This window comes from Komagataeibacter diospyri, from assembly GCF_006538165.1.
GTDB classification, from domain to species: domain Bacteria; phylum Pseudomonadota; class Alphaproteobacteria; order Acetobacterales; family Acetobacteraceae; genus Komagataeibacter; species Komagataeibacter diospyri.
In genome coordinates this window covers 1-21775 of the sequence record NZ_BDLU01000053.1, presented here as the reverse complement: position 1 = coordinate 21775, position 21775 = coordinate 1, and the positions used below count along the sequence as shown (strand labels likewise).

22 protein-coding genes and 4 pseudogenes are annotated in these 21775 nt (G+C 59.4%); 12 read left to right on the top strand and 14 right to left on the bottom strand.

From position 1 onward, the window contains the following. Positions 1 to 372 precede the first annotated feature (372 nt). A complete protein-coding gene (locus MSKU9_RS11880) occupies positions 373 to 792 on the top strand; it encodes a hypothetical protein (RefSeq protein ID WP_227002482.1) in 420 nt (139 codons plus the stop codon). Here the strand turns inward: MSKU9_RS11880 and MSKU9_RS11875 are convergent. Next, positions 786 to 1391, bottom strand: coding sequence for a nuclease-related domain-containing protein (locus MSKU9_RS11875; protein WP_227002481.1), 606 nt, complete (start codon positions 1389 to 1391; stop codon positions 786 to 788). The genes MSKU9_RS11880 and MSKU9_RS11875 overlap by 7 nt on opposite strands. Before the next feature lie 154 nt (positions 1392 to 1545). Then, complete coding sequence (locus MSKU9_RS11870; RefSeq protein ID WP_171791124.1) at positions 1546 to 1959, bottom strand: winged helix-turn-helix transcriptional regulator; 414 nt, start codon at positions 1957 to 1959, stop codon at positions 1546 to 1548. A 100-nt stretch (positions 1960 to 2059) separates the two neighbouring features. Between MSKU9_RS11870 and MSKU9_RS11865 the strand changes: the two genes are divergently transcribed. From MSKU9_RS11865 to MSKU9_RS11850, 4 genes are all read left to right on the top strand, one after another. Further along, the gene (locus MSKU9_RS11865) at positions 2060 to 3079 is read left to right on the top strand and encodes a zinc-binding alcohol dehydrogenase family protein (RefSeq protein ID WP_141261632.1); all 1020 of its coding nucleotides are present in this window, start codon (positions 2060 to 2062) and stop codon (positions 3077 to 3079) included. 65 nt (positions 3080 to 3144) lie between these two features. After that, complete coding sequence (locus MSKU9_RS11860; protein WP_141261631.1) at positions 3145 to 3579, top strand: cupin domain-containing protein; 435 nt, start codon at positions 3145 to 3147, stop codon at positions 3577 to 3579. A gap of 521 nt (positions 3580 to 4100) precedes the next feature. After that, positions 4101 to 4781: a hypothetical protein gene (locus MSKU9_RS11855; RefSeq protein WP_141261630.1), complete on the top strand. Its 681-nt coding sequence runs from the start codon at positions 4101 to 4103 to the stop codon at positions 4779 to 4781. Between the two features lie 70 nt (positions 4782 to 4851). Beyond that, the gene (locus MSKU9_RS11850) at positions 4852 to 5142 is read left to right on the top strand and encodes a hypothetical protein (RefSeq protein WP_141261629.1); all 291 of its coding nucleotides are present in this window, start codon (positions 4852 to 4854) and stop codon (positions 5140 to 5142) included. 351 nt (positions 5143 to 5493) lie between these two features. Here the strand turns inward: MSKU9_RS11850 and MSKU9_RS11845 are convergent, their stop codons facing one another. The 5 genes from MSKU9_RS11845 to MSKU9_RS11825 form a co-directional block, all read right to left on the bottom strand. After that, entirely contained in the window at positions 5494 to 5901 is a 408-nt protein-coding gene (locus MSKU9_RS11845; protein WP_141261628.1) for a hypothetical protein, read from the bottom strand. Positions 5902 to 5914: 13 nt separating this feature from the next. After that, complete coding sequence (locus MSKU9_RS11840; protein WP_141261627.1) at positions 5915 to 6727, bottom strand: hypothetical protein; 813 nt, start codon at positions 6725 to 6727, stop codon at positions 5915 to 5917. A gap of 110 nt (positions 6728 to 6837) precedes the next feature. Beyond that, the gene (locus MSKU9_RS11835; protein WP_039733634.1) at positions 6838 to 7332 is read right to left on the bottom strand and encodes a hypothetical protein; all 495 of its coding nucleotides are present in this window, start codon (positions 7330 to 7332) and stop codon (positions 6838 to 6840) included. Continuing rightward, positions 7332 to 8162 carry an FAD-binding oxidoreductase gene (locus MSKU9_RS11830; protein ID WP_141261626.1) on the bottom strand — a complete coding sequence of 277 codons (831 nt, stop codon included), beginning with the start codon at positions 8160 to 8162 and terminating at the stop codon, positions 7332 to 7334. The genes MSKU9_RS11835 and MSKU9_RS11830 overlap by 1 nt, the downstream gene beginning before the upstream one ends. A 3-nt stretch (positions 8163 to 8165) precedes the next feature. Beyond that, positions 8166 to 8750: a hypothetical protein gene (locus tag MSKU9_RS11825; RefSeq protein ID WP_162853815.1), complete on the bottom strand. Its 585-nt coding sequence runs from the start codon at positions 8748 to 8750 to the stop codon at positions 8166 to 8168. A 317-nt stretch (positions 8751 to 9067) separates the two neighbouring features. On the opposite strand from MSKU9_RS11825, the gene MSKU9_RS11820 reads away from it, so the two are divergent. Genes MSKU9_RS11820 through mobF form a run of 4 tightly spaced genes read left to right on the top strand, consistent with a single transcriptional unit; the run spans position 9068 to position 13733 of the window. Further along, positions 9068 to 9820, top strand: coding sequence for a BRO-N domain-containing protein (locus MSKU9_RS11820; RefSeq protein WP_193557696.1), 753 nt, complete (start codon positions 9068 to 9070; stop codon positions 9818 to 9820). Between the two features lie 59 nt (positions 9821 to 9879). After that, positions 9880 to 10173: an HU family DNA-binding protein gene (locus tag MSKU9_RS11815; RefSeq protein ID WP_039734189.1), complete on the top strand. Its 294-nt coding sequence runs from the start codon at positions 9880 to 9882 to the stop codon at positions 10171 to 10173. 51 nt (positions 10174 to 10224) lie between these two features. Beyond that, complete coding sequence (locus MSKU9_RS11810; protein WP_141261625.1) at positions 10225 to 10515, top strand: hypothetical protein; 291 nt, start codon at positions 10225 to 10227, stop codon at positions 10513 to 10515. Continuing rightward, positions 10515 to 13733, top strand: coding sequence for a MobF family relaxase (gene mobF / locus MSKU9_RS11805; RefSeq protein WP_141261624.1), 3219 nt, complete (start codon positions 10515 to 10517; stop codon positions 13731 to 13733). The genes MSKU9_RS11810 and mobF overlap by 1 nt, the downstream gene beginning before the upstream one ends. Positions 13734 to 14419: 686 nt before the next feature. Here mobF and MSKU9_RS11800 read toward each other — a convergent pair. After that, positions 14420 to 15808 (bottom strand): annotated as a pseudogene (locus MSKU9_RS11800) (ISL3 family transposase); the annotation flags it as partial. A gap of 356 nt (positions 15809 to 16164) precedes the next feature. Further along, the gene (locus MSKU9_RS11790) at positions 16165 to 17448 is read right to left on the bottom strand and encodes a chloride channel protein (protein WP_141261656.1); all 1284 of its coding nucleotides are present in this window, start codon (positions 17446 to 17448) and stop codon (positions 16165 to 16167) included. Between the two features lie 468 nt (positions 17449 to 17916). Between MSKU9_RS11790 and MSKU9_RS11785 the strand changes: the two are divergent. After that, a pseudogene (locus tag MSKU9_RS11785) lies at positions 17917 to 18138 on the top strand (transposase); the annotation flags it as partial. Further along, a pseudogene (locus MSKU9_RS11780) lies at positions 18124 to 18363 on the top strand (IS5/IS1182 family transposase); the annotation flags it as partial. The pseudogenes MSKU9_RS11785 and MSKU9_RS11780, both read left to right, overlap by 15 nt. On the opposite strand, the gene MSKU9_RS11775 reads toward MSKU9_RS11780, so the two are convergent. The 5 genes and pseudogenes from MSKU9_RS11775 to MSKU9_RS11760 all read right to left on the bottom strand — a co-directional run bounded on the left by MSKU9_RS11775 (position 18301) and on the right by MSKU9_RS11760 (position 21427). Next, entirely contained in the window at positions 18301 to 18825 is a 525-nt protein-coding gene (locus MSKU9_RS11775; RefSeq protein WP_456305980.1) for a hypothetical protein, read from the bottom strand. The pseudogene MSKU9_RS11780 and the gene MSKU9_RS11775 overlap by 63 nt on opposite strands. 37 nt (positions 18826 to 18862) lie before the next feature. Beyond that, complete coding sequence (locus MSKU9_RS11770) at positions 18863 to 19285, bottom strand: glutathione S-transferase C-terminal domain-containing protein (protein WP_370685928.1); 423 nt, start codon at positions 19283 to 19285, stop codon at positions 18863 to 18865. Further along, positions 19182 to 19526 (bottom strand): glutathione S-transferase N-terminal domain-containing protein, encoded by a 345-nt coding sequence (locus MSKU9_RS18935; protein WP_370685927.1) that lies wholly within the window; start codon positions 19524 to 19526, stop codon positions 19182 to 19184. The genes MSKU9_RS11770 and MSKU9_RS18935 overlap by 104 nt, the downstream gene beginning before the upstream one ends. Before the next feature lie 24 nt (positions 19527 to 19550). Continuing rightward, positions 19551 to 20228, bottom strand: a complete 678-nt coding sequence (locus tag MSKU9_RS11765) for a peroxiredoxin-like family protein (RefSeq protein WP_141261623.1) — start codon at positions 20226 to 20228, stop codon at positions 19551 to 19553. A 104-nt stretch (positions 20229 to 20332) separates the two neighbouring features. Continuing rightward, positions 20333 to 21427, bottom strand: a pseudogene (locus tag MSKU9_RS11760) (alkene reductase). 133 nt (positions 21428 to 21560) lie between these two features. Between MSKU9_RS11760 and MSKU9_RS11755 the strand changes: the two are divergent. Next, the coding region (locus MSKU9_RS11755; RefSeq protein WP_141261622.1) for a transposase at positions 21561 to 21775 on the top strand (215 nt) is incomplete at its 3' end.

Here is a 21775-nt window from a genome sequence, read left to right as displayed (position 1 = left end):
AAATAAAATTATAATATTTATTAACTTTTGAATTGGCCTCTCAAGTTTCGTGATCGCTGGAATCTTGCGGATCAGGAATTGGATGCAGTCCGGATTGAGAATGCAGGAAAGGGGTAATCGGGCGCGGGCGGCGCAGGACGGCGACCTGCTCTTGCATGGCCGGGTGCGGCCCAGACATATGTTGGCGAGCTTATGGATAACCGGACAGGACCGCGTTTCGATACAATACGCACGCAGTCACACAGCTGCGATATAATCGGCTTCACACGAGCGTCAGGGCATTGCATCAGACAGGTTGTCCCTGTCCGACGCGTCGGTCTTTAATTGCTTTTCTTTTGGTCGAAGGACGTCTGATTTATGGCGAAAAAGCCAATGCCGCCGATTGAGCCCGATGACTGGGATGATGACGAGGCGGGTTTCCTGCAGCCTCTGGAGCCACCGCCGCCCGTCCGGGACCCGACGGATCTCAGGCCCCATACGCGCCAGATTACCGATCTCGTTCGGGCCAGATTTCCCGACAGGTGGGTCGGTGTGGAAATCGGCACGCTTCCGCTTCGGTGTGAGGATGATCTGTTCTCCGATTTCATCGACCTTGGAGATGGCCTCGGGGTTCGCGTCGATTATGATCCCGAGGAGCCGGAGCGGGTACTCTGGATCAGTGCCGGCAACCGTGACCATGGTGGTGAGCCGCTCGATTTTCCCCGCGATAGCGAGGCCTGTCGTGGGCGCATGCTTTCAACCGGGGAAATCGCGGAACTGCTGGGTTTTCTCGACAGAGAGGCCGCTTACTGATGCCCGCTGGCATGGCAGGCAAGCCCGATGCGCCGCCATGCGTCAATCAGTGTGCCCCGCGGCACGTTGCGCTCAAGATCGTGCAGCAGGGTTTCCAACTTGGAAAGGGAAAGGGTGCAGGCGACAAGCGCCGGTGACAGGACCGCAGTTCCCGTCATCACGACGTGGCTGAAGACCTGAATGGTCGGGTCCACGAGGCGGGCCAGCGCGTAGACGGCCCGGCAATGGGCGGCATTCTGCATCACCGGGCTATAAATCAGCCGGGGCGGGGCGTCGGGTGCCTCGCCTGCAAAACGCTGCCGCCACCGTTCATCTTCCGGGTGTCCGGTCAGTTTGCCGCCATACCGCTTTGTCTCCACGACATGGATGCCCCGCGGGCTGAGGAACAGATGGTCAATCTGGGTCGTCCTGCCTTCACCCGCCGGCAGTATGGCGTCGTGCAGCACAGCCAGGCCGCTCCGGTCGAGCATGTGGGCTACGGCGCTCTCTCCTTTCTCGCCTTGGATAGCGGCGCGAAAGGACCGCCAGACCTGCGCCTCATGGGCCGTCAGTCGGCAGCTGCCGGGAGGCTTCACGCGATGACGTCGAAGTCTTGCCACGCAGTCTCCCCCTGTGGTTCCATGGCCCGATAGCGTGTCCCGTATATCTGTCCGTCATGCGACTGGGATGGGAAATACCGGGAACCGCGTATGTTCCGGGTGAGAGTCCGGGTGCATGTCCGCAACGTGGATGCGGATCACCAATAGTGCCCGCTCAACCGCCAGCCTGAACGCAGGAGACCGGACAATCGGCGGCAGGCTCGTCCAGTTTCGCAGGGGATTCAGGATCCCGCCTGAACCCGGTATTCTCGTCCCCCCATTTCTTGAGGGCCATGATGACCGGCTCCAGGGTCCGTCCCCGCGGCGTCAGGCTGTATTCCACCTTCGGGGGCACCTCGGCGTAAACCGTTCGCAGGACAAACCCGTCCTGCTCCAGTTCGCGGAGCTGCGCTGTCAGCATGCGCTGGGTGATGTTGGGCAGGCGCCTGCGGATTTCGTTAAAGCGCAGGGTTCCCTCAAGCAGGTGGTAGAGGATCACCCCTTTCCATTTCCCGTCGATCAGCTGAAGCGTCGCTTCAACGGCACAGCCGGGACTGCAATCAAGTGATTTATGCCGGATACGGGCCATGACGGTATCATTTCCGATACTATGGGCGTTAAAAGTGCGTTCTTGTCCGAACCCAGCATAATGCTCACTGTTCTCCTTCATCAACACAGGAGCAGACATCATGCGCGCCGTCGGTTACCAGACGCCTCTCCCGATCGACAATCCGGCTTCGCTCCAGGATATCGATCTGCCGAAGCCGGTCCCTTCAGGGCGGGATCTTCTGGTGGAAATCAGGGCTGTGTCGGTCAATCCGGTCGATACAAAAGTCCGTCGCAGCGCCGCGCCGGACGCGGGTCAGTGGCGGGTCCTGGGCTGGGACGCCGCCGGGATCGTTGTCGGCACCGGACCTGAAGTCATGGATTTTGCCATCGGGGATGAGGTTTTCTACGCAGGCGCGCTCGATCGCCCGGGAACCGATGCCGAATTCCACCTGGTCGACGAGCGGATTGTCGGCCGTAAGCCCCGTTCCCTGAACTGGGCTGAAGCCATGGCCCTGCCGCTGACAGCGATCACCGCCTGGGAGATGCTGTTCGATCGCCTGGATATCCGTCGGTCAGTCCCCGGCGTGAGGCCAGCCGTGCTGATTATCGGCGGCGCTGGCGGGGTCAGCTCCATCGCCATCCAGCTGGCCCGGGTCCTGACCGATGTCACGGTCATCGCCACCGCCTCCCGGCCAGAAACGCGCGACTGGGTGACATCCCTCGGAGCACACCATGTGGTGGATCACAGCAGGCCTCTTGCCGCGCAGGTCGCGGCCCTTCCGACCGGTGCGCCCGGCTTCGTCTTTTCCACGACACAGACCGATCGGCATATGCCAGAGATTGTCGAACTGATCGCGCCCCAGGGGCATTTCGGTCTGATTGATGACCCGGCCGCGCTCGACGCCCTGCCGCTGAAGAAGAAAAGCCTGTCGCTGCACTGGGAACTGATGTTCACCCGCCCGCTGTTCGGCACAGCCGATATGGGCAGGCAGGGCGAGATTCTCAACGAAGTCTCACGCCTCGTGGATGACGGGCGTATCCGCACCACGCTTGGCAGGAACCTCGGCCTGATCACCGCGGCGAACCTGCGGCAGGCCCATGCCCTGATCGAGGGCGGTCAGGCAAAAGGCAAGATCGTGCTCGAAGGTTTTCCTGGCTGAAATGGAGAAGACCATGAAGGCGCTCGTCGAGACATGGTGTGGAACATGGGCGGAGAACAGGCCTCATGACTGATGAAGAGCATCTGATGACCATGAACCGTACCGGTGGACGGTTCGATCTCAACAGGATTGCCGCGGCGTTCCCGCAGACCGCGGATACGATGCTGCTGGATACCTATCTGACCGACAGGCCTGAAGCCAGTATCAGGGTGTTCCGGATCTATCGGGACGTGCCGCCGCATTATCATACCCAGTGTGATGAAGTCCTCCATGTCCTTTCGGGAGAAGGGACATTCTGGATTGATGATCCGGCTGAGGAAGCGCCGTTTGTCCCCGGGCACCTGCTGGTCTTTCCGCGGCGTGCGGTGCATGCAGTGCCGCGTATCCTGCGTGATCCTGTCATTTTTCTTGCCATCGACACACCGCGCCGTGCACCGGATGACGTGGTGTTTGTCGATCCTGCCGAAGGCACGCCTTCCGGTTTCATCAAGAGTATCTGAAGTAATGTCGCGGGTCACAGATGAACGGGATCTATGTCCCTGCAGCGCATGCCCGCAAAACGCGGCGTAAGCCCAGGGCATCTGGAGACGGTTTCCTTTCCTGAAAGGCCCGGTCCGGGAAACATCGCTGTTCAACAGGAAAAAAGAAAATCAGGGGCGGCCCCTTCGGGGTTCTCTCTCTCTGGTTCGCTAAGCGGCTGCGCCGCTAACCTCACTGGAGCCCCCTGCGGGGTCTCCACGCTTTCGCGCAACGGTTCGACCGCTCGCCTGGGGTTCTTCAGGATGAATACTTATGAAATACCTGATAATTATTCAGTTAGGAAAATGGGCATAAGGAAATAAAGAGAATAAAAACAGTAGTAAACTAATGTTTACTGATAATATATTGTCTTTTTTATTGTATTTATATTCTGTCTGTACTATTCTTTATTTGTGGAGAGGGAAATGGTTCCCGCCACAGACGCCCCGCCCGATGCTGGAACACCGGACAGGGCTGACGCCAGACAGAAAGGTTAGGTTTCATGTCCAACGCTACCAGCACAATGACCGCCGCCCTCGCTTCCGCGCAAGAGAAGAAAGCCGCCGGCAAGGCAAAATCGGGTCAGAAGGCCCCCGCCGCCCGCCGTTTCGAGGACGCGGCCCGGCGCGCGCCCGTCATCACCATCGAGGCCGCCGAAGCCCTGATCCCCGTTCCCGACCAGATCACCAAGATCGTTTCCCATTTCGGCCTTGAGGACTTCGACGCCGACGCCCTCGCGGAAACGGCCCGGCAGGCTTTCACCGTCATCGCCCGCAGCCTCTCGCCCGTGCTGGTCGTGACCACATGGAACGGCGAGCAGAACGACAAGGGGCTGGAAATGCACCTCCAGCGCATGGCCGGGGCTGCTGTCGCGTCCGCGTTCGGAGCTGCCCAGTTCTATGACGCCAAGCGCGCGCAGGCCAGCGAACTGTCCTCACAGTTCAACGAGTATCGCGAAGAGGACCGGATGGGCGTCGACGGGCTGGAAAACAGGGCGGCCAACGCCCGCCGCTTCGCAGCCGAGCAGGGGATCAAGGCCGCCGCTCTGGTCGCGTCCGCCCGCGGAGTCCTTGCCGCCTACGAGGACATGATCGGCACCCCGTGGAAGCCCTACACGGCCAGCAACGCCCGCACCATCGACCAGCGGGCCGCAGCCGCCGAGATGGACGCCCTTGGTTTCTGACCGGCCCGGCCGGACCCACGGCGGGTCCGGCCACCCACGGCAAGGCACCTTTCCGCAAGGATCGACCCGCATGAGCGAATATGAATCCATGGCAGACCGCGACGAGGCCCTTGCGCTTTCGCGTGCTGCGCCCGACCACGCATGGGTCCTGACGGACCGGGATGTCTGGCATCGCAATCCTTTTTATCATGGCCCGGAAATGCCGCACCCCGAAGATGACGGCGCCCATGACTTTATTGCCGATCACGGCATCGACGCATGGCGGGAGGCGATCAGGGCCGCAAGGGCCGCAGCCGAAGCAAAAGCGCGCGAGATCGCGGACGCTCCCGACCCCTGGTGGCCCGACGATCCAACGCCTTGAAAGCCCACGCCGCAGGAGCCCGGAAACCGGGTTCCTGCTTCTGGTGTCCGGAGCCGCCATCGTGCTGGAAAAAAATGCCCTGACACCAGCATGCTGCCGCGAGGCACCCGCCTCAAGCCCGCTGCGCGCCGCGCTTCGCGCGGTGAGGACACGCCCCTTTCAGTGAACAGGGCCGCCCGGACCGCAGGGCGATGCCCCGCGATCCGGGCAACCCGGCTCACCTCAGGGGCATGCCCTCAGGCTTGACCCGGGTGCCTCGCGGCCCTCCCGGCGGGCAGCGGCATTCCTCGTTCCGCTTCCGGGAAGACCAATGTCGGTCACGCGGCCTGCCGGACTGTGGAGATGAGAAACCTACTGTGTCGCCCTTCCGAACACGAAGCCAAGCTTGCCATCATTCATGACGTAGGGCGTGCAGGTCATGCCGGGATGGACCGCGCCGTAGGGTTTCAGCCATCTTGTCGAGACCCAGCCGGGACGCAATGAGAGGTTCATGCTCCGGACGTAGCCGTTCGTAGGCGGTGCATCCGTGGCGACGGGCAATACTGCCAGCGCAGGAGCAATGCTCGGGGCATCGTCCCGTGGTTCGCTCTGCAGCGGGATCGGATGCCCGAAATCCATCATGACCCGCTCCGGCGCATCAAGGGCCATGCATCTGTACCCGTCGAGCGCACGTACCGGGGTTCTGTGCAGCGCGAAGGCCGGATGGCTGATGCTGCAGGTGATGGCCGCAAGGATCGCGGCCCGTTGGGAAAGCCTCATGCTGGCCTCCTCGTCAGCCGGTCAGGATCGAACTGGACGCGGCACTGCCCATTTTCGCTGCGACTGCCGCGCGCCATTGGCCGACCGTGGTGGTTGAACTGATATTGTTCCCCGACATTGCCGCGCTCGATATGTACGAAGACATGAGACTGGTGTCGTCGGCCGTCGCGATTTCCGCGCCCGCGCTCGGGCCAAAGTTGTAATAGGCGCGGGCATCAAGGGCTGTCGGGTTACTGATGCCGCTCTGCTGCAGACTGGTCGCAGCATCCTTGAGATACTGCGCCGCAGCCATCGCCTGTGTCGCCGGGTCCTGCTGGCCCGCCGTGCCACTGGTGAGGAATGAGGCCAGCGAGGGGTCTGCTGCCAGTGCCTCTCCAAGGGTCTGGCTGTAAGTTCCGTTGCTCATCTGGAACGCGCCGGTGATCGTGCTGCCGTTTCCGGCCGTGTAGAGGTTCTGGCAGCCGGATTCGACCACGCAGGTCGCGGCGAGCGCTGACGGATTGACGCCCAGCGCCTCGGCGTTCCGGGCTGCCGCATAGCCCCATGACTGCTGGTATAGGGTCTCAAGCGCATCGCTGTCGGACGTACCTGCTGTCGCTGTCTGGGTGAGCGCGCCGCTCCCGCTGGTGGTCTGGGCTGTACCCGTCGTGTCCGGGGTCCAGCCACCGAGACCCGGTTCCTGATAGGTCGCGTTGACATGTGTCGGGAGCCCGCCGGGTACATTTACTGTCTGTGGCCGCCCGATGGAGGGCATGACGAAGCCGCACGTTACAAGGACCACGGTCGCTTGCGCCATGCGGCGGCATGGAAAGGGGAGCCGGATCACCTTGGCCTCCTGTTGCGAGGCGGACAGGATCGGCCAGCATCATGCGACCTGTGTCAGTACTTGGTACGGCGTTTCGGTTCCGGCCCTGAGCGTGTCCGTTGTGGATACGCTCAGGGCATCCGTCCGAGCGCAAATCCCGCTATCAGGACGATGGAACTGTATCCCAGGATGCGAAAGGCCGTCTGCAGGTTGTACCGTCTGGTCATGGCCGTGGCCTGGCTCTCGATGGCGCCCCTTAATCCTTTCGTCATATCCGCGGTGATCGCGAGGAGTTTCTTCTCGACCAGTTTTTCGTTGATGGTGCGCAGCGTGTGCACCGCTTCAATTCCGTCCCTGAGGTAGCCGCGGATGGCGATTGTATCCTGCGCCAGGGTTTCGCGCTGCTGTTCGGCCACCAGCCTGCTCTCTGCAACGGAGCGGATGGAGGCCCGCCTGGCTTCAATGCAGAGGGTGCCGATCTGGTCCATCGCTGCGACCAGCGCCGAAAGCACTTCGACTTCGGGCGCGATCGGACGCTCGACCCACTGGGCGGCGACCCGGCGCAGGTTCTCCATTCGCGCGGCGAATTCACGGTCTGCCGCCTCGATGTCGCCCTGGGCTACCATCAGACATTCTCCATAACCACGTCGGGCAGCCCCTTTGGCATCCGGGGCAGATAGTCCGGTCCGAGGTCGCGCAGGAAGAGGGGCACGTCCCGTTTGAGCCAGCGATTGACCCGTAGCCTGTCGAAGACCGAGCTTTTCGGCTGTCCGGGAACCGGCCTGTTTGCAGCAAAATCCATGAACGACTGCCCACGATCCGCGATTTTCTTGAGCCCGTTGATTGCAGGGAACACACCGTGTGCGGCTCCTCGGTCCAAAGCGTTGATTACCGTTTCGTTTTCGAGGATCTGGCTTACCGCCTGAGGTGTGTCGATTCCGACGGGAAGCAGGCCTTCATTTATGACAATAGCGGTGCGGGGCGGCAGGAAGTCATGCTGCTCCTGAAGGTCCTGCAGATAGTCGATGTCCGCATTCTCCATACCGACCATGAAGATCGTCACAAGCGAGACCCCGAGTTCATCCAGCGCCGCCACAAGGGGAGATGAACGGATCAGTTCGTGCATCGCTGTCCATCCGCCCCCAATGTCAAGAATGGCATCACGGCGGGATTCAACCAGTCTTTCGATTTGTGTTTCCAGCCATGCTGCCTGCCCGGCTGGTGAAGTACTGTCTGCTTCCAGCACGTGCGGACCAAGCGACGAAAGCGTATGCGACCGGTTCATGGAATCCGTGTTCCAGATCTCCGGCTTGCCTCCCTGCTGCGTGGTAATCTCGGCCAGCGATTTGAGGAAGGTCGTCTTTCCCACCCGCTGGCGCCCGATTGCGACGAGCAGGGTTGGGCGTGTCACCAGCACCGTTGGGTCTGCGGCGTCTGTGATCGTGGCGGATGCCATGCCTTACTCCCGATGAAAACCGGGCTCCTTCCGCTTCAGTCGCGCAAGAAGATCCCGCTTGATGGCCTCAGCCCGGGCACGACCAATGGGAAAGCTCTTCTCCCCGGTTGTCTCGCTACCCGAGCACCCTGCCACTGTCGTGGGCAATGATGCGACCTGCGCGCTTTTTTCGGCGGGCACTATTGGTGCGGGTACAGTTGATGCATCGGGGAGGTGAGGGAGGTTTTTCTGGCCATCATCGATAAGGTCTGGCTTCCAGTCCTGCGGCAGCCGGCTCGGATGGGTATTGTGGACGGGGGGATCGGCTTCTACCGGCGCAATCTGCTCCCCCGCATGTTTTTTACGGGAGGCCTGGACCTGCACCCAGAGCTTTCGTACCTTCCTCAGGCCGGAGTGGTCGGCTGAGATATTGAGCCCGTCTTCGCGCATGATGGCGATGACGGGCTTCCATGAACCACCACGCGGCCGGGTCGCGACAACAGCGTCATGATGCTCGGTGAGCCAGCGGAGTACAGAACCCGCTGCCGCCTCGGTCGCCATAGCAATCGCGCATTCGCGAAGGCGCCCCCGGACATCCAGATCAGCCATGGCCAAAGCTCCCGTTTCCCATGTTCCGAGGGTATGTGGAGGGTGATTTTTTCTCATTGGATCGCTCCCCTTCCGCTCCTATATCGCTCCCCTGTCGCTCCGGCAAGCGCTCCCCAACCGCTCCCTTTGATTTGGGGGTCCTCATACACCATTGCACCGTTGGTGCGGGCGGCTTCGCCGCCAGGGATGGGCGGACGCGAAAGGGTGTAAGCAATGCTTAGACCCCTGCAGGTGACGGGGATGCTACCGGGCACGTCTTCCATAACGGGTCGCATGTTGCCAGCGCATGGTTTTCCCAGGAACAGGGGAGACATGATATGCCTGACACCGCGCCCAGGAGGCTGCGATCCGGAAAGCCGGTCAGTGATCCGGTTCAGCCTGTTCTGCATAAGAACGAACGGGATTATCTGACATTCGAAGAAACCCGGATCTCAGTGCGGGAAGTCACTGGAAGGCGCTGGATTTCGGCCCGGGAGATTTGCTCCATCCTGGGCCTCAGTAATCCCTCTGCGACCGTCAGACGGCTCGATGACGATGAATACTGCCGTATCAGCGTAGTGACGGCAGGAGGAATGCAGGACCAGCTCTTTGTCAGTGAAAGCGGCGCCAACCACCTGACGTTCATTTCTCGAAAGCCAGTTGCCAGACGGGTTCGGCGCTGGATTACTGGGGAAGTGATGCCACAGATCAGCCGAACCGGCGGCTATGTCCCCGGTGGAGATCCTGCAGGTGCAGAGCCACCCACGATCACTGGTGCCCAGATGGATCTGCCCCGGCGCCTTTCGCAGCCTGGTCCTCACATGGTTTTTGTGATGCCGGGACATGAGCCCTACGTCGAAGAGGTCGACCCTTGCCAATTCATTCGCGATCTCGACCGTCACGACGTGGAAGGACTGGTTCATGCCATGAACCTGATCGGGTCGGTCTGGAGCATGTGCCGTAAAATCGACGGGGCGATGTATTGCTCCCCTGTTCTTCAGAGTGGTATCGGTCGCCAGCTTGATGACGCCATTCGCATCGGGGTGGATCTGTCCCGCAGCGTCATCGTGCCCGCTCCGGAGAAACCATAAACCCGGCGTGGTCGTGATTCCATTTCTCCATGTTCCCTTGATCGAAAGAGACAGCGCTGATGAAAAGTACCGATCTGATTGACCGTATTGCCGAAGCCACGGGTGGCACGAAGGCCGATGCGAAGATCGCTCTTGAGACCGTCATAGCCTCTATCATTCAGGCTGCAGAAGCCGGTGACGAGGTATCGCTGCCCGGTTTTGGCAAATTCACCGTCCGGCACACCGCCGCTCGTATGGGTCGCAACCCCGCGACCGGCGCCGAGATGCAGATTCCGGCCTCGCGTAAGCTGGCTTTCGCGCCGGCCAAGGCCGTCAAGGATGCCCTCGCCGGGGCCGATACAAAGAAGGCCTGAACAGTCGCATGATTCCGCGTCACGCTTCCCGTGTTTCTGACACGGGAGGTGATGACGATGAGCGAGACAGCCGGGAGGTCCGACACAGCTGCAAGCCGGGACGGTGACATCCGGGAACGGCTGCGGGTAATCGAAGACAAGCTTTCCCTGATCATTGAGATCCTGTCTCCGGAAACGTCCGATGGTCCCACGCTCGATGAGATCCTTGGTCGGCTGGTGACGCTGGTCGCAGGTCAGAGTCCGCTTCTCAGGCGCATCGATCTCACAACCGGCAGGATACTCGACATTCAGGAAGGCCGGACGCCGCGCTCCGTTCAGCTGGAAGATCAGGCCGACGCCTGATGATGACATTCCGGAAAATCTCGGCTGAGAGCAGCGGTCGGCTGATCACTGCCTACTTCACGCAGGAACTGCCAGATCCAGAGCACGATTTCCGTACCCAGCCCGGAAAAGTGCCTGACGCGGACGGCGGCCGACTGACGGGCTATTACACCGGTCGCGACGGGCGGGCCTCGTGGCGACCGGACATGCAACCCAAGATTGCGGCGGCTCTTGGCATTGATCCGAAGACACCACCGAAGAACGCGCAACTCAATCGCCTGTTTGAAGCAAAAAGGGCCGATAATGGCGAGGACTGGTCAAGGAACTCCCGGAAGATCAGTGCCTATGATCTGACCCTGGCGCCACACAAGTCGGTGACTCTCGCGGCCGAGTTCGCCCCGACCGAGGCCGAGAGGGCAGCCATCTGGCATGCCATTGATCGGGCAAACGACGCCACCATGCTCTATGTCGCGCGGGAAATCGGCTTCGCACGGCGCGGTCATGGGGGCGAAGATGGTGCCGACCCGGGCGAGGTCGCCTGGGTGTCATTCCGGCATGACACCGCGCGCCCGACGGTTGAGGCGCGGGACGCGGGGACGGGCCAGACCTATCTGATCGACACGCCCGCAGGCGGCGATCCCCATGCCCATATCCATAACGCCCTGTTCAATGTCGTGGTCACGGAAAAGGGGCATGTGGGGTCGCTTGACACGAAGCGGCTGCGATCGCGCGTTCATGAATTCGGGGCATACTTTCAGGCGCAGCTCGCTGATGAACTGCGCCGGATCGGCATTGCCCAGCGATACGACGCGAACGAGCAGGCGACGGTCATCTCGGCCGTGCCGCCGGATATATCGGATTTCTTCAGCAAGGGACGACGGAACGTTATCAGGGCGGCCAAGGAGTACGCCGCGGCGGAAGGAGCGGACTGGGCGCACATGCCGATCGAACGCAAGCGCCGCATCCTGTCCATGGCCGGCCTGGCAGCCCGGCTGGACAAGAACGAAGGCACAAGCGACCATGAGATATGGCGAGAACAGGCCAGGCGTCTTGGCTGGGAGGAAAAAAGTCTGCTTGGCGCGCCAGTAGCGCCTGCGGGCACCAGGGAACAGCGATACGATATTGCCTGCCGTTTCGCTGTGCGCCATCTCGCGAGGGAGTTTGAAACAGCCGCCGTGATCGATCACGACAAGCTCAGAACGTATGCGGCCCGGGGTCTGATCGGCACCGGTATTGAAGGCGGCGTGAAGGACATTGATCATGTCGTGGCCCTTATTGAACAGCGTGGTCTTGAACTCGGCGGGGAACGGGTCTCGCTGATTCAGGAAATGCGCGGCGACAGGCTGAGGGTGACGAATTCCGCGCAGATCGTCATTGAAGAAAATCTCGCGATTCAGGCGGCTCGTGCTTCAGGAGACCGAAGCGGGGCGCTGTCGGACCGCCAGATCACAGAAGCGATCGGACGATCGCCGCTCGACTTCGCAAGCGAACATGGAAAGACGCAGAAGGCTGCGATTTACGCTCTTGGCCGGGGCGGTGCGCTCTCCATGCTCACCGGCGTCGCGGGCTCCGGGAAGACGGCCCTCCTGTCTCCGCTGGTCGATGCGTGGAAACATGATACGCGTTATGACAAGAACGGTCGCAGGGTTCTCGGAATTGCCAATGCCTGGCGTCAGGCGGACGCATTACGTGAGGCTCGCATCTTTGACACGAGCGCGATGCTGCCTTTCCTGGCGCGGCTGGAGCGCGGTGACGTCGATGTGGACCGGAATACGGTGCTGGTGATTGACGAGGTCGGCCAGGTCGGTCCGCGCCAGATGCTTCGTCTGTTACAGTTGCAGCGCGATACCGGCTGCACGATCAAGGCGCTGGGTGACCATGAGCAGGCGCAGAATATCGAGGCTGGGGACTCCATCGAGATGCTGCGTCGGGTCCTGGACCCGGAAGACATGCCGGAGCTTCTGTCCAGTGTCCGGCAGCTATCAGCGAGAAATCGCCAGATTGCTGATCTGTTTCGTGGCGCGGAGCCCGAAGAGAGCGATCTGGAAGCCCACGAGTTCAGGGGGGCTGCGGCCAACGCGCATACGGATGAGGAAAATGATGATGACGTCCGTAACAGGTTTCATCTGAAGGAAGTGCGGGATGCGATCGATATGAAACGGGCGGATGGCACGATCCGTCTGGTCGGCGGCGATCATGAGGAAGTCCTGCAGGATATTGCCCGACTGTATGTCACGCGTCGCGATGCACTGGTGGCCGAGGGAGCCGGGCCGCAGCGAGGCCGGGCCAAGACGATCAGCATGTCGGCGCTGACCAATCAGGATGCTGCGGATCTGAGTCGTGCAGTCCGTAAAATCCTGCAGGAGCGCGGCGAGATCTCGACGCATGAAATCACCGTGCAGGCTATTGATCAGCGCGGCGAAACCTATGATCTCGCGATCGCTACGGGCGACCGGCTTCGGCTGTATCGTCGGACATGGGGCAGCGTGGATGGAAAGGGCGGCACAGTCGGAAATAACGGCGATGTGGTGGAAGTTCTGGCCCATGGCGATGCGGGGCTTCGCGTCCGCACGAAGGACGGGCTTGTTGCTGATGTTGAATGGCGGCGGTTTCGTGATGCGAAGACTGGTCGGGTAATGCTGGGGTTCGGACATGCCATGACGATTGATGCTGCACAGGGGCTTACTTCAGATGAGCACATCAACGCCATGCCGCGCGGCACGGAACTGGCGACGGGATTTACCTCATACGTCGCCGAAAGCCGGGCGCGTGGCACAACATGGACCATGATCTCCGATGGCGCGACGTTCGAGGCGGTCCGGAACCAGAGGGCGCTCGGGGATATGACGCCCATCACCAGTGACGATCTGTGGGATTATGTGGCAAAGAAAATGGCGCATAAACCATATAAATCATTGGGCACTGATCTGGTTGCCCGAACCCGCAAGGCCCGGGATGCCAGGATCCGAGAGCTGATTGCACTTGGGCGTATGCAGGAGACGCTCGCAAAGGAAGGTCGGCCTTACGGAAGGGAGATCGTTCTGAAAACCCAGGCGCGGCATGCCGAGCGGTCGCATGGTGCACGTCTGGTCGAGATCGATGCCCGCCTGCGGACCATGATCAGGGACGCGCCGGCAGTCATGACCCATGCGGAAAAGATGCTCCGGAGCGAACGGGCCGCCCGGGTGCTGGGTAGAAGTCGCCATGTTTCATCGATGTCGGCCGGAGCCGGTCATTAGAGGGCTCGGTTCCTTACTGTTGCAGGTCAGACGCGAACTGCAATCTACCATGCTGAAACAGCATATCAGCCCTGATACACGTCCTGTTCAGACGTGGAACGAAATGGGTTGTTTACCGTTAGGAGAGGCAGTGAGCGACGGACTGCAGAACCCATGACAGACGATATGCCTTTCGCGGGGGATCCTGATCCGTTCGAATATTGGGTGCAGCAAGGGTTGCGCACCCGGTTCAATGATGTTGTGCGTGAACCAGTTCCTGAAAGCCTGCTACGGATCATGAACGCGTGCGAACCGCCTGATCGTGCTCACGCTTTACGTCGGCCGCAGGCCGAAGCTGAGCTTGTCTCCGGGTGCTTGGCTTGCCGCGTCACGCGACGTCCATGACGGTCGTGCTATCGGATCATGATCCGGTTCGAAAAGCTACGTCCATCGATCACAACGGACTCATCATTTACCACCTGAAATCCCGGCCTTTCCTTGAAGGCCACGTTACGTGGCTTTTGCGTACCAAGAGATGCGGGAAATGGGCACGTATTCACAACGTATGAGAGTTCTCGCCGCAGTATGCGGGAACCCGGTTCGCGCCCCTGGAAGTCGGAATGGATGATCATATTATTGAGGTGCCAGCTGGGTGAATTGCCCCGGGTTTTGTGGGCTCTTCCGCAATGTGTGTGGTGATTTTTGCGCTATGAGATTGGAAGTACACGTGCCCTGAGGAGTTCGAAGCCTGCTCTCCCGAACATGGTGCGCTTTATCATTTTCAATCGACTGATCTGCCCCTTGACAGGGCTGGTTGTCCACGATGTCACAAGAGAAGCCTGAATGGCTGCGGCATCCCGTTCAAGGGCTGGAACCAGACGGGAGAGCAGCGTATCCCTTCCTGCTTTCAGTAAAAACCTGAGGTTATCCTCTGATTTCCTGCAGAGCAGATTTTGCATTTGTGGAGACGCAGCCTGTCGTATCGTCAACCATTTCCATACAATCCCATATTTCCCGGTAAAGCCCTGACTGACCAGCTCCCGCCACAATGTCGTGGCGGTATGGCATCCTTCATGCCATCGCCTGTCCAGATAATCCGTATAAGGCGCGAGGATACCGGGCTTTGTCGTGGTACGCTTCCATGTCGGGGCGTGCCCCAGCCTGAACCAGCGCCGCAGGGTCTTGCGCTCGACACCGATCATGTCAGCTATGGCCTGAAGGTCATGCCCTTCGGCTTTCAGGGCAAGGGCTTCATTGAATCGGGTTTCACGCTTTGACTGTGCGGCCTGGCTCGCATTCCGTGTGGGCGCCTGTGCTTTTTGCAGGTATGATGGCTGGGCACGCATCCCGGTATCCGTGGAGGCTGACTGACAGAGTTTCTGCGTGATCTGCGTGGCTGTACGGGCATACCGGTCCACAACTGCCACAAAGGCATCCGAGAGGTTTCTGAGCAGATGCCATCTGTCTGTGACCTGAACGGTCGATGGTGCGCCTCTGCAACAGGCATCTGCGTATGCTCCAGCCCGGTCTCTGGCAATGATCTCAATACCGGGATTTTGCACAAGCCATGCAGCAAGGGTATCCGCCTGCCGGTCTGGCAGCAGGTTGACCACATCATTTTTTTCCAGATCGACCAGGATGGTGCCGTAATGATGCCCGCGACGCCAGGCCCAGTCATCCACACCCAGAACACGGGGAGACCGCGCAGAGGGCTTCCCTGACATTCTGGAAAGGAGCCTGCGGATCAGAGTGTCTGCGCTGACCGGGCAACGCAGGCGTTCTGCCATTCTTTCGCCTGCAGACCCACCCAGGGCATGGGCCACATAATGGTGAAGGTCTGTCAGGCGCATGGTATGCCGCCCATAAGGCACGGTCATATCAGAAAGCGGGATGACAAACGTCCGGCGACGACAACCAGCAGTGAGGTGAGGACGCTCGCTGGCATGGACCTCGGCGATGCTCCGGGCCAGTTCGATATGCTGCAGCCGTTCCCAGCAGTCCAGGCAGCGGGCTTCCAGCCAGGCATTCAGCGCCCCCAGAGCAGGAAAGGCAGGCAGATCCTGCCAGATCTGGCGTCGGGCATCCTGCACGGCCTCGACATGGAGAATGCCACTGCCTGACGCCAGCGGCGCACCATTTCCGCTGCCACAAAGGTCGCCAATGCGACCCCGACGACCAGAATGCAACCCTCCCATGGGGAACCATGCACAAACCGAAGAGTCAGATCCGTTCGCGCGGTTTCCAGCCATTGAAGAAACAGGCGAAAGGTTCCACAGATTGCACCGGCTGCAAGCCCGATCACGACTGACGCTGATGCCAGGAACACCAGACTGCAGTCCCGGTATGTTCCGGTTGTAGTTGCGGGTTCAGCACCTGCTGCAGCATAAAGTCTTCTTTCGTGGACTGATGATTCTCCGGATCGGGACACTGCACCTGCGACCGGGATCCAGCTTCAGGGGACATCTGCGCCCTGTCTTGACGTCGTCCTTTCTTGACCTATCTTCCGCTCCGTTTTCTCCATGAATCCGGCAGCAAGGGCAGAATAAAGCGGATGAGGGCAGACCATACGTGACACCCCGAACGCCAGAAACGCGGTCGCAAGAAGCGCTAGCGTGACCTGCTGGTTATCACATATTTCCATGACTATGATCGTGGCGGTAAGCGGTGACTGTGCGACACCGCAGAAATATGCCGCCATACCGAGAAGGACGACGCCGCCTGGGGCAGTATGAGGCAGAAACTGTTCAATCCACCCGCCCATTCCGGCTCCGATGGCGAGAGAGGGCGCAAACATACCGCCAGGAATGCCTGAACAAAAGGTAATGAGCATGGAAAGGTATTTCAGGAGAAAGAAGGAAGCCGGATAATGCAGGCTGCCATCAATGATTCCTCGCGCCTGAAGATAGCCTGTACCATAGGTCGCGCCATCGGAGGCCAATCCAATAAGGGCCAGAAGCAGGCCACACAAGGCGGCAAACCCGAGTGGAAAGCGGGCAGAAAATGGGCCCAGGAGCCCTGGCAGGCCTTTCGAGAGCCGGATGACCAGGCGGCCAAAGAGACCACCAGCAAGACCGCCACTCACGCCGCAGGCCAGAACGGCCAGCCATGCGCGCCCCACCGGGACGACAACGCTGGTATGGCCGAAATACGTATAATTTCCTAACAGGGCGATCGCGGTAATCCCGGAAAAAATAATGACAGTCAGCGTCCGTCCTGATGCTTTCTGCTCAAAGGAATGGGCAAGTTCCTCAATGGCGAAGACGACGCCTGCCAGAGGCGTATTGAAAGCTGCAGCCATGCCTGCGGCACCGCCCGCCAGGATCATGCCGTGCCGGGTAACGTCCTTGTGCTGGCCCATAACTCGCGAGAACGCATGCATGATGGACGCCCCGATCTGGACGCTAGGCCCTTCGCGACCGATCGAGGCGCCGCAGATGAGACCAAGACAGGTCATTAGAATCTTGCCGAGCGCAATGCGCAAGGTCAGGATCTGATCCACCAGCATGAAATCGTGCATGTGAAGTGTTGCAATTGTCTGGGGGATACCAGAGCCTTGGGCACCATTGAACAGCAGGCGCGTCAACCAGGTAATGACGACCAGTCCAAGCGGTGCTATCAGGAGCATGGACCAGGCATTCAGGGTCACAATGTGGTAACGCAGATCTGCTGCCGCATCTCCCAGATGGGCAAAGATCACGGAAATAACCCCGATCAGCACAGCCCCTGAGCAATACATGAGTGTTCTATGCCATTTCAGGGTTTTGACACGTGCCAGACGACGAAGCCGACGGGCTCGCCTGATGCGATTTCTGCCTGAAACGGACTGGCAGTCAGCCTCACCTGCACCATGGTATGACAATGTCGGCAAAATGGTCACGGCAGAGAAGTTCCAGACTGTGATACAGGAACGGGGCCTATACCATTTCTTATGTCCCCGCCCAGAACCCATACCGGGAAGCTACGGGAAATTCATCCTCAAAATCTACGGGACTGCTAGGTAGATCAGTCATACATCTGGTGGTTTCCGTCTGGCTTCATTATTCAAATATGGGGAATGGGCGACTGGCGCTATCAGGGTGAAGATGACATGGAAATACCGGACTGGCCACAGAGCGGCCTCATGTTCGGTTAGCGGTAATCCCTCCAGAAAGTAACAGGCTTCAAAAGTAGAATTCTCTCGTCAAGATCAACGAGGAGATTTCGAATGAAGATAAGTAGATATACTGAAGCGCAGATCCTTGGGATTTTGTGTGAGACGGAACGTAGGATGCCAGTGGCCTCGCTATGCCGGGCGCACCGTATGAGCAGCGCGTTGTTTTACAAATGGCGTGCGAAGTATGGTGAGATGGATGCTTCGCTGATCAGCCAGATGAAAGTCATGGAAGATGAGAACCGTCGTCTGAAGCGGATGCATGCAGGCCTCAGCCGGCGGAAAGCTGCCAGAGAGCAGGATATCATCCTGGAAATAGTCAGGCTGCTTCGGGCAAAGCGGGGTTTTGTGTTGCTGCCCAGACGATGGATCGTGGTGAGATTGTTCGCATGGGCGACATGCTGCAGAAGGCTCGTAAAAGACTACGAGCGCTGCGCCTCAACCCTCGCCGCAACGCACACCGTTGCCTTCGCTGGCTTCATGTTCAGAAATGCCGCTTAACTGCTCGCGCAAAGTGCATAAACCGCCACTGATATAAAGTGCGCTGCCAACCTGCCAGAAAAGCCAATTCAGGCACGCTGTCCGACGGGCGATATCCTTGGGAATAAAGGCACCGAATTTTTCAGCCAGATAAAGTAGGATCGAACCGGACTCCAAAACGGCCAGAGGCTGATCGCCGCTATGATCGACAAGGGTTGGAATTTTGGAATTTGGATTGATGTCCGTATAGCCGGATCCAAACTGATCCCCCTCGCCAATGCGAATAAGCCATGCGTCATATTCGGCCTGCGTGTGCCCCGCAGCAAGCAGTTCCTCAAGCAGGATCGTGACTTTGACGCCATTGGGCGTGCCCAGGAAATAGAGTTGGAGGGAATGCTGGCCAACAGGAAGTGTCTGCTCATGAGTGACACCCGCAGTCGGGCGGTTCATACTGGCGAATTTTTGCCGCTTGGTGCCGTCCACGTCCAGACTTTGGGAGGTGTATAATCGGAAAGTCCGCTTATGACACTGTTCCTTTTGGCACTGAGGAGAAACTGGTCGGATACATGGCCTGCCGCGCATCTTGATCCATCACGGTCTTGAATGCGTGGCTGTTCATGATGGTATGCGCACGCTCCACTGCCGGATGCGCGTTCATTATGTCCATGAAACGGCTAAGATTGGGCCAGCGCTCAAGCGGCCTGTCTTCACCTTTCATGACCCGTGCTGCCCGATCCAGCCAGCCCCATGCGGATATGTCCACAATCGTATAATGATCGCCGACAATGAAAGATCGCCCTTCCAGATGATCGTTCAGGACCTGATAATGCCACTCCGCTTCACGACGGTATTGATGGACCGCATAGTCCAGGCCTTCTGGTGCCGCATGCTGGAAATGTAAGGCTTGTCCCGAGAAGGGACCACGACCCGTTGCAACAAACATCAACCAGGACAGAATCTGGGGGCGATCCTGCGCCGTTCCGATGAAGTGTCCTGTTTTTTTCAGCCAAATAGAGAAGGATGGCCGTGGAATCGAACAGGGTTGCGGTACTCCCCTCCGGACCATCCGTATCCACAAGCGCCGGAACCTTGCCATTTGGATTAATGACCCAAAATGCCGCGTCATGCTGGGCACCACGATAGGTATCGACCGGGCTGGCCCTACCAGGAGCTGATAAGGCCATATCCGGACAATAAAAGGCTAAGAATTAGTTTGTCGAAGCCTGTGTTGTTTTTCGAAGTACTGGCAGCATGTCTTCCGGCTCAGGGCGTCGGGTATAGTCAGGATTGACCTCGGCATAGAGGATCACGCCATCCTGCCTAATGACGAAACGGCCGGGCATCGGCAGCGTCCAGCTGTCATCACCGTTGAAGGACGGAAGATCGTTCTTCAGATTGCTGTAGAGCTCTACGAGATAGTCTGGCAATGCGAACCTCAGACCGAAAGCTGCGGCAACGTCATTATGCGTATCCGACAGGATCGGGAAATCAAGATTGTTCTGCCGGACCGACTTGCGGCTGTTCACAGCCGTCTGCGGTGAGATGGCAATCAGGCTTGCTCCGAGTTCGCGGAAAGATGGAAGTGCAGCCTCAAGAGCCTGAAGCTCCATGTTGCAGTAGGGGCACCACACACCGCGATAGAAGCTGATGACCAAGGGGCCTTTTGACAGCAGATCTGCGGAGGACACCGGATTGCCTTCCGGGTCGTTCAAGGTGAAAGCCGGAGCCTTGTCGCCGGCTTTGAGCGTGTTTTCTGCTGCACCCGAAGTGATCAGTTCAGCGGTTGCACGGTGCATGACTTCAATCACCGAAGCAGGAACATTGTAAGGCGGCTTGCCCGCTTCGAAGTCAGCTTTGAAAGCGTCGAGTTTTATCTGAAGAGACATGGCTATTTCCTTTGGAATGAAGCGACGCCTGATGTTAGGGGCGCTGGTTTTTTTCAGGGATGACGGCATGGAGGACTATTGGTCTTTCCATGCCGGAATAATCGTCAGTCGGACGTCTGAGCACGTGGATAATCGGTGTATCCGTGCGCCCCGCCGCCGTAGAAGGTTGTGCGGTCGTATGGCGTGAGAGGCAGGTTGTCGCGCAGACGTTCAGGCAGATCGGGATTGCTGATGAATGCCCTACCGAACGCCACGGCATCCGCATCGCCTGCCTGAAGGATGGCTTCGGCGCTTTCACCGGTGAAGCCGCCCGCAGCAATGAGGGTGCCACGAAAATGCTGGCGCAGGTTTTTCGCCGCCACAGGCTCTGACACGGAGATCAGTTCCGTCCCCTTGATGCGTGGTTCGACGACATGCAGATAGGCAATGCCCAGATCGCTCAGTTTTTCGGCGACGCACCCGAAGGTCTCCTGTGGGCTGCTGTCTGACATGGAGCCGTAAATGCCACTCGGGCTAAGCCGGACGCCGACGCGCTCTTTTCCCCATACATCAATGGCAGCCTGCGTGATCTCCAGCAGGAACCGCGCGCGGTTTTCGATCGGGCCGCCATACTCATCCGTGCGGTGATTGGTGCCATCCTGCAGAAACTGGTCCGGGAGGTAACCATTCGCACTATGGATTTCCACGCCATCGAAACCGGCGGCTTTAGCGCGGGCTGCACCTTGACGTTACTGGTCGATCACACCCGGAATTTCATGAAGCTCCAAGGCACGCGGCATAGAAAACGGTCGAGGTCCATCAGGGGTGTAGGCATCGCCCTTGGCCTGAATCGCTGACGGCGCGACCGGGGCTTTACCGTCTGGCTGAAGGCCTGGGTGGGACTGCCGTCCAACATGCCAGAGCTGCATGATGATTTTTCCGCCTCTCGCATGAACGGCGTCCGTGACAGCACGCCATCCTTCGATCTGCGCATCCTCATAAATGCCGGGGGCGCCAGCATAGCCGTAGCCTTCCCGGGCCACTGGCGTTGCTTCGGAAATGATAAGGCCGCCTTCCGACGTTCTCTGAGTGTAATAGTCGCGGATCAGCGCGCCCGCTTTGTCTCCGGGTTCTGACCGCAGACGTGTCAGCGGGGCCATGACGATACGATGGTCGAGCGACAGCGCCCCTGTCTTGAAGGGGGTAAACAGTTTGGACATGGTCTTTTCCTTGAAAGGATCTGTCTCAGTCCTACGGCGTGTCGTCAGTTAAGCCCTGAGTTTTGCACGTGAGGGTTGTACTTTGTGTCGGCATGTGCTGACTGTTTCCCCGATTTTTGGGGGAGGCAGACGGATGCGGCGCTATGGTTTACGCGATGACCAGTGGGATCGGATAAAGGATCTTCTTCCCGGTCGAGACGGCTATGTCGGCGGCACTGCGGCGGACAACCGTCTGTTCGTGGAGGCGGTACTGTATCGCTATCGCGCGGGTATTCCATGGCGCGACCTTCCTGCCCGTTTCGGGGACTGGAAAAACGTGCACCGGCGTCTGCGCCGCTGGTGTGAAAG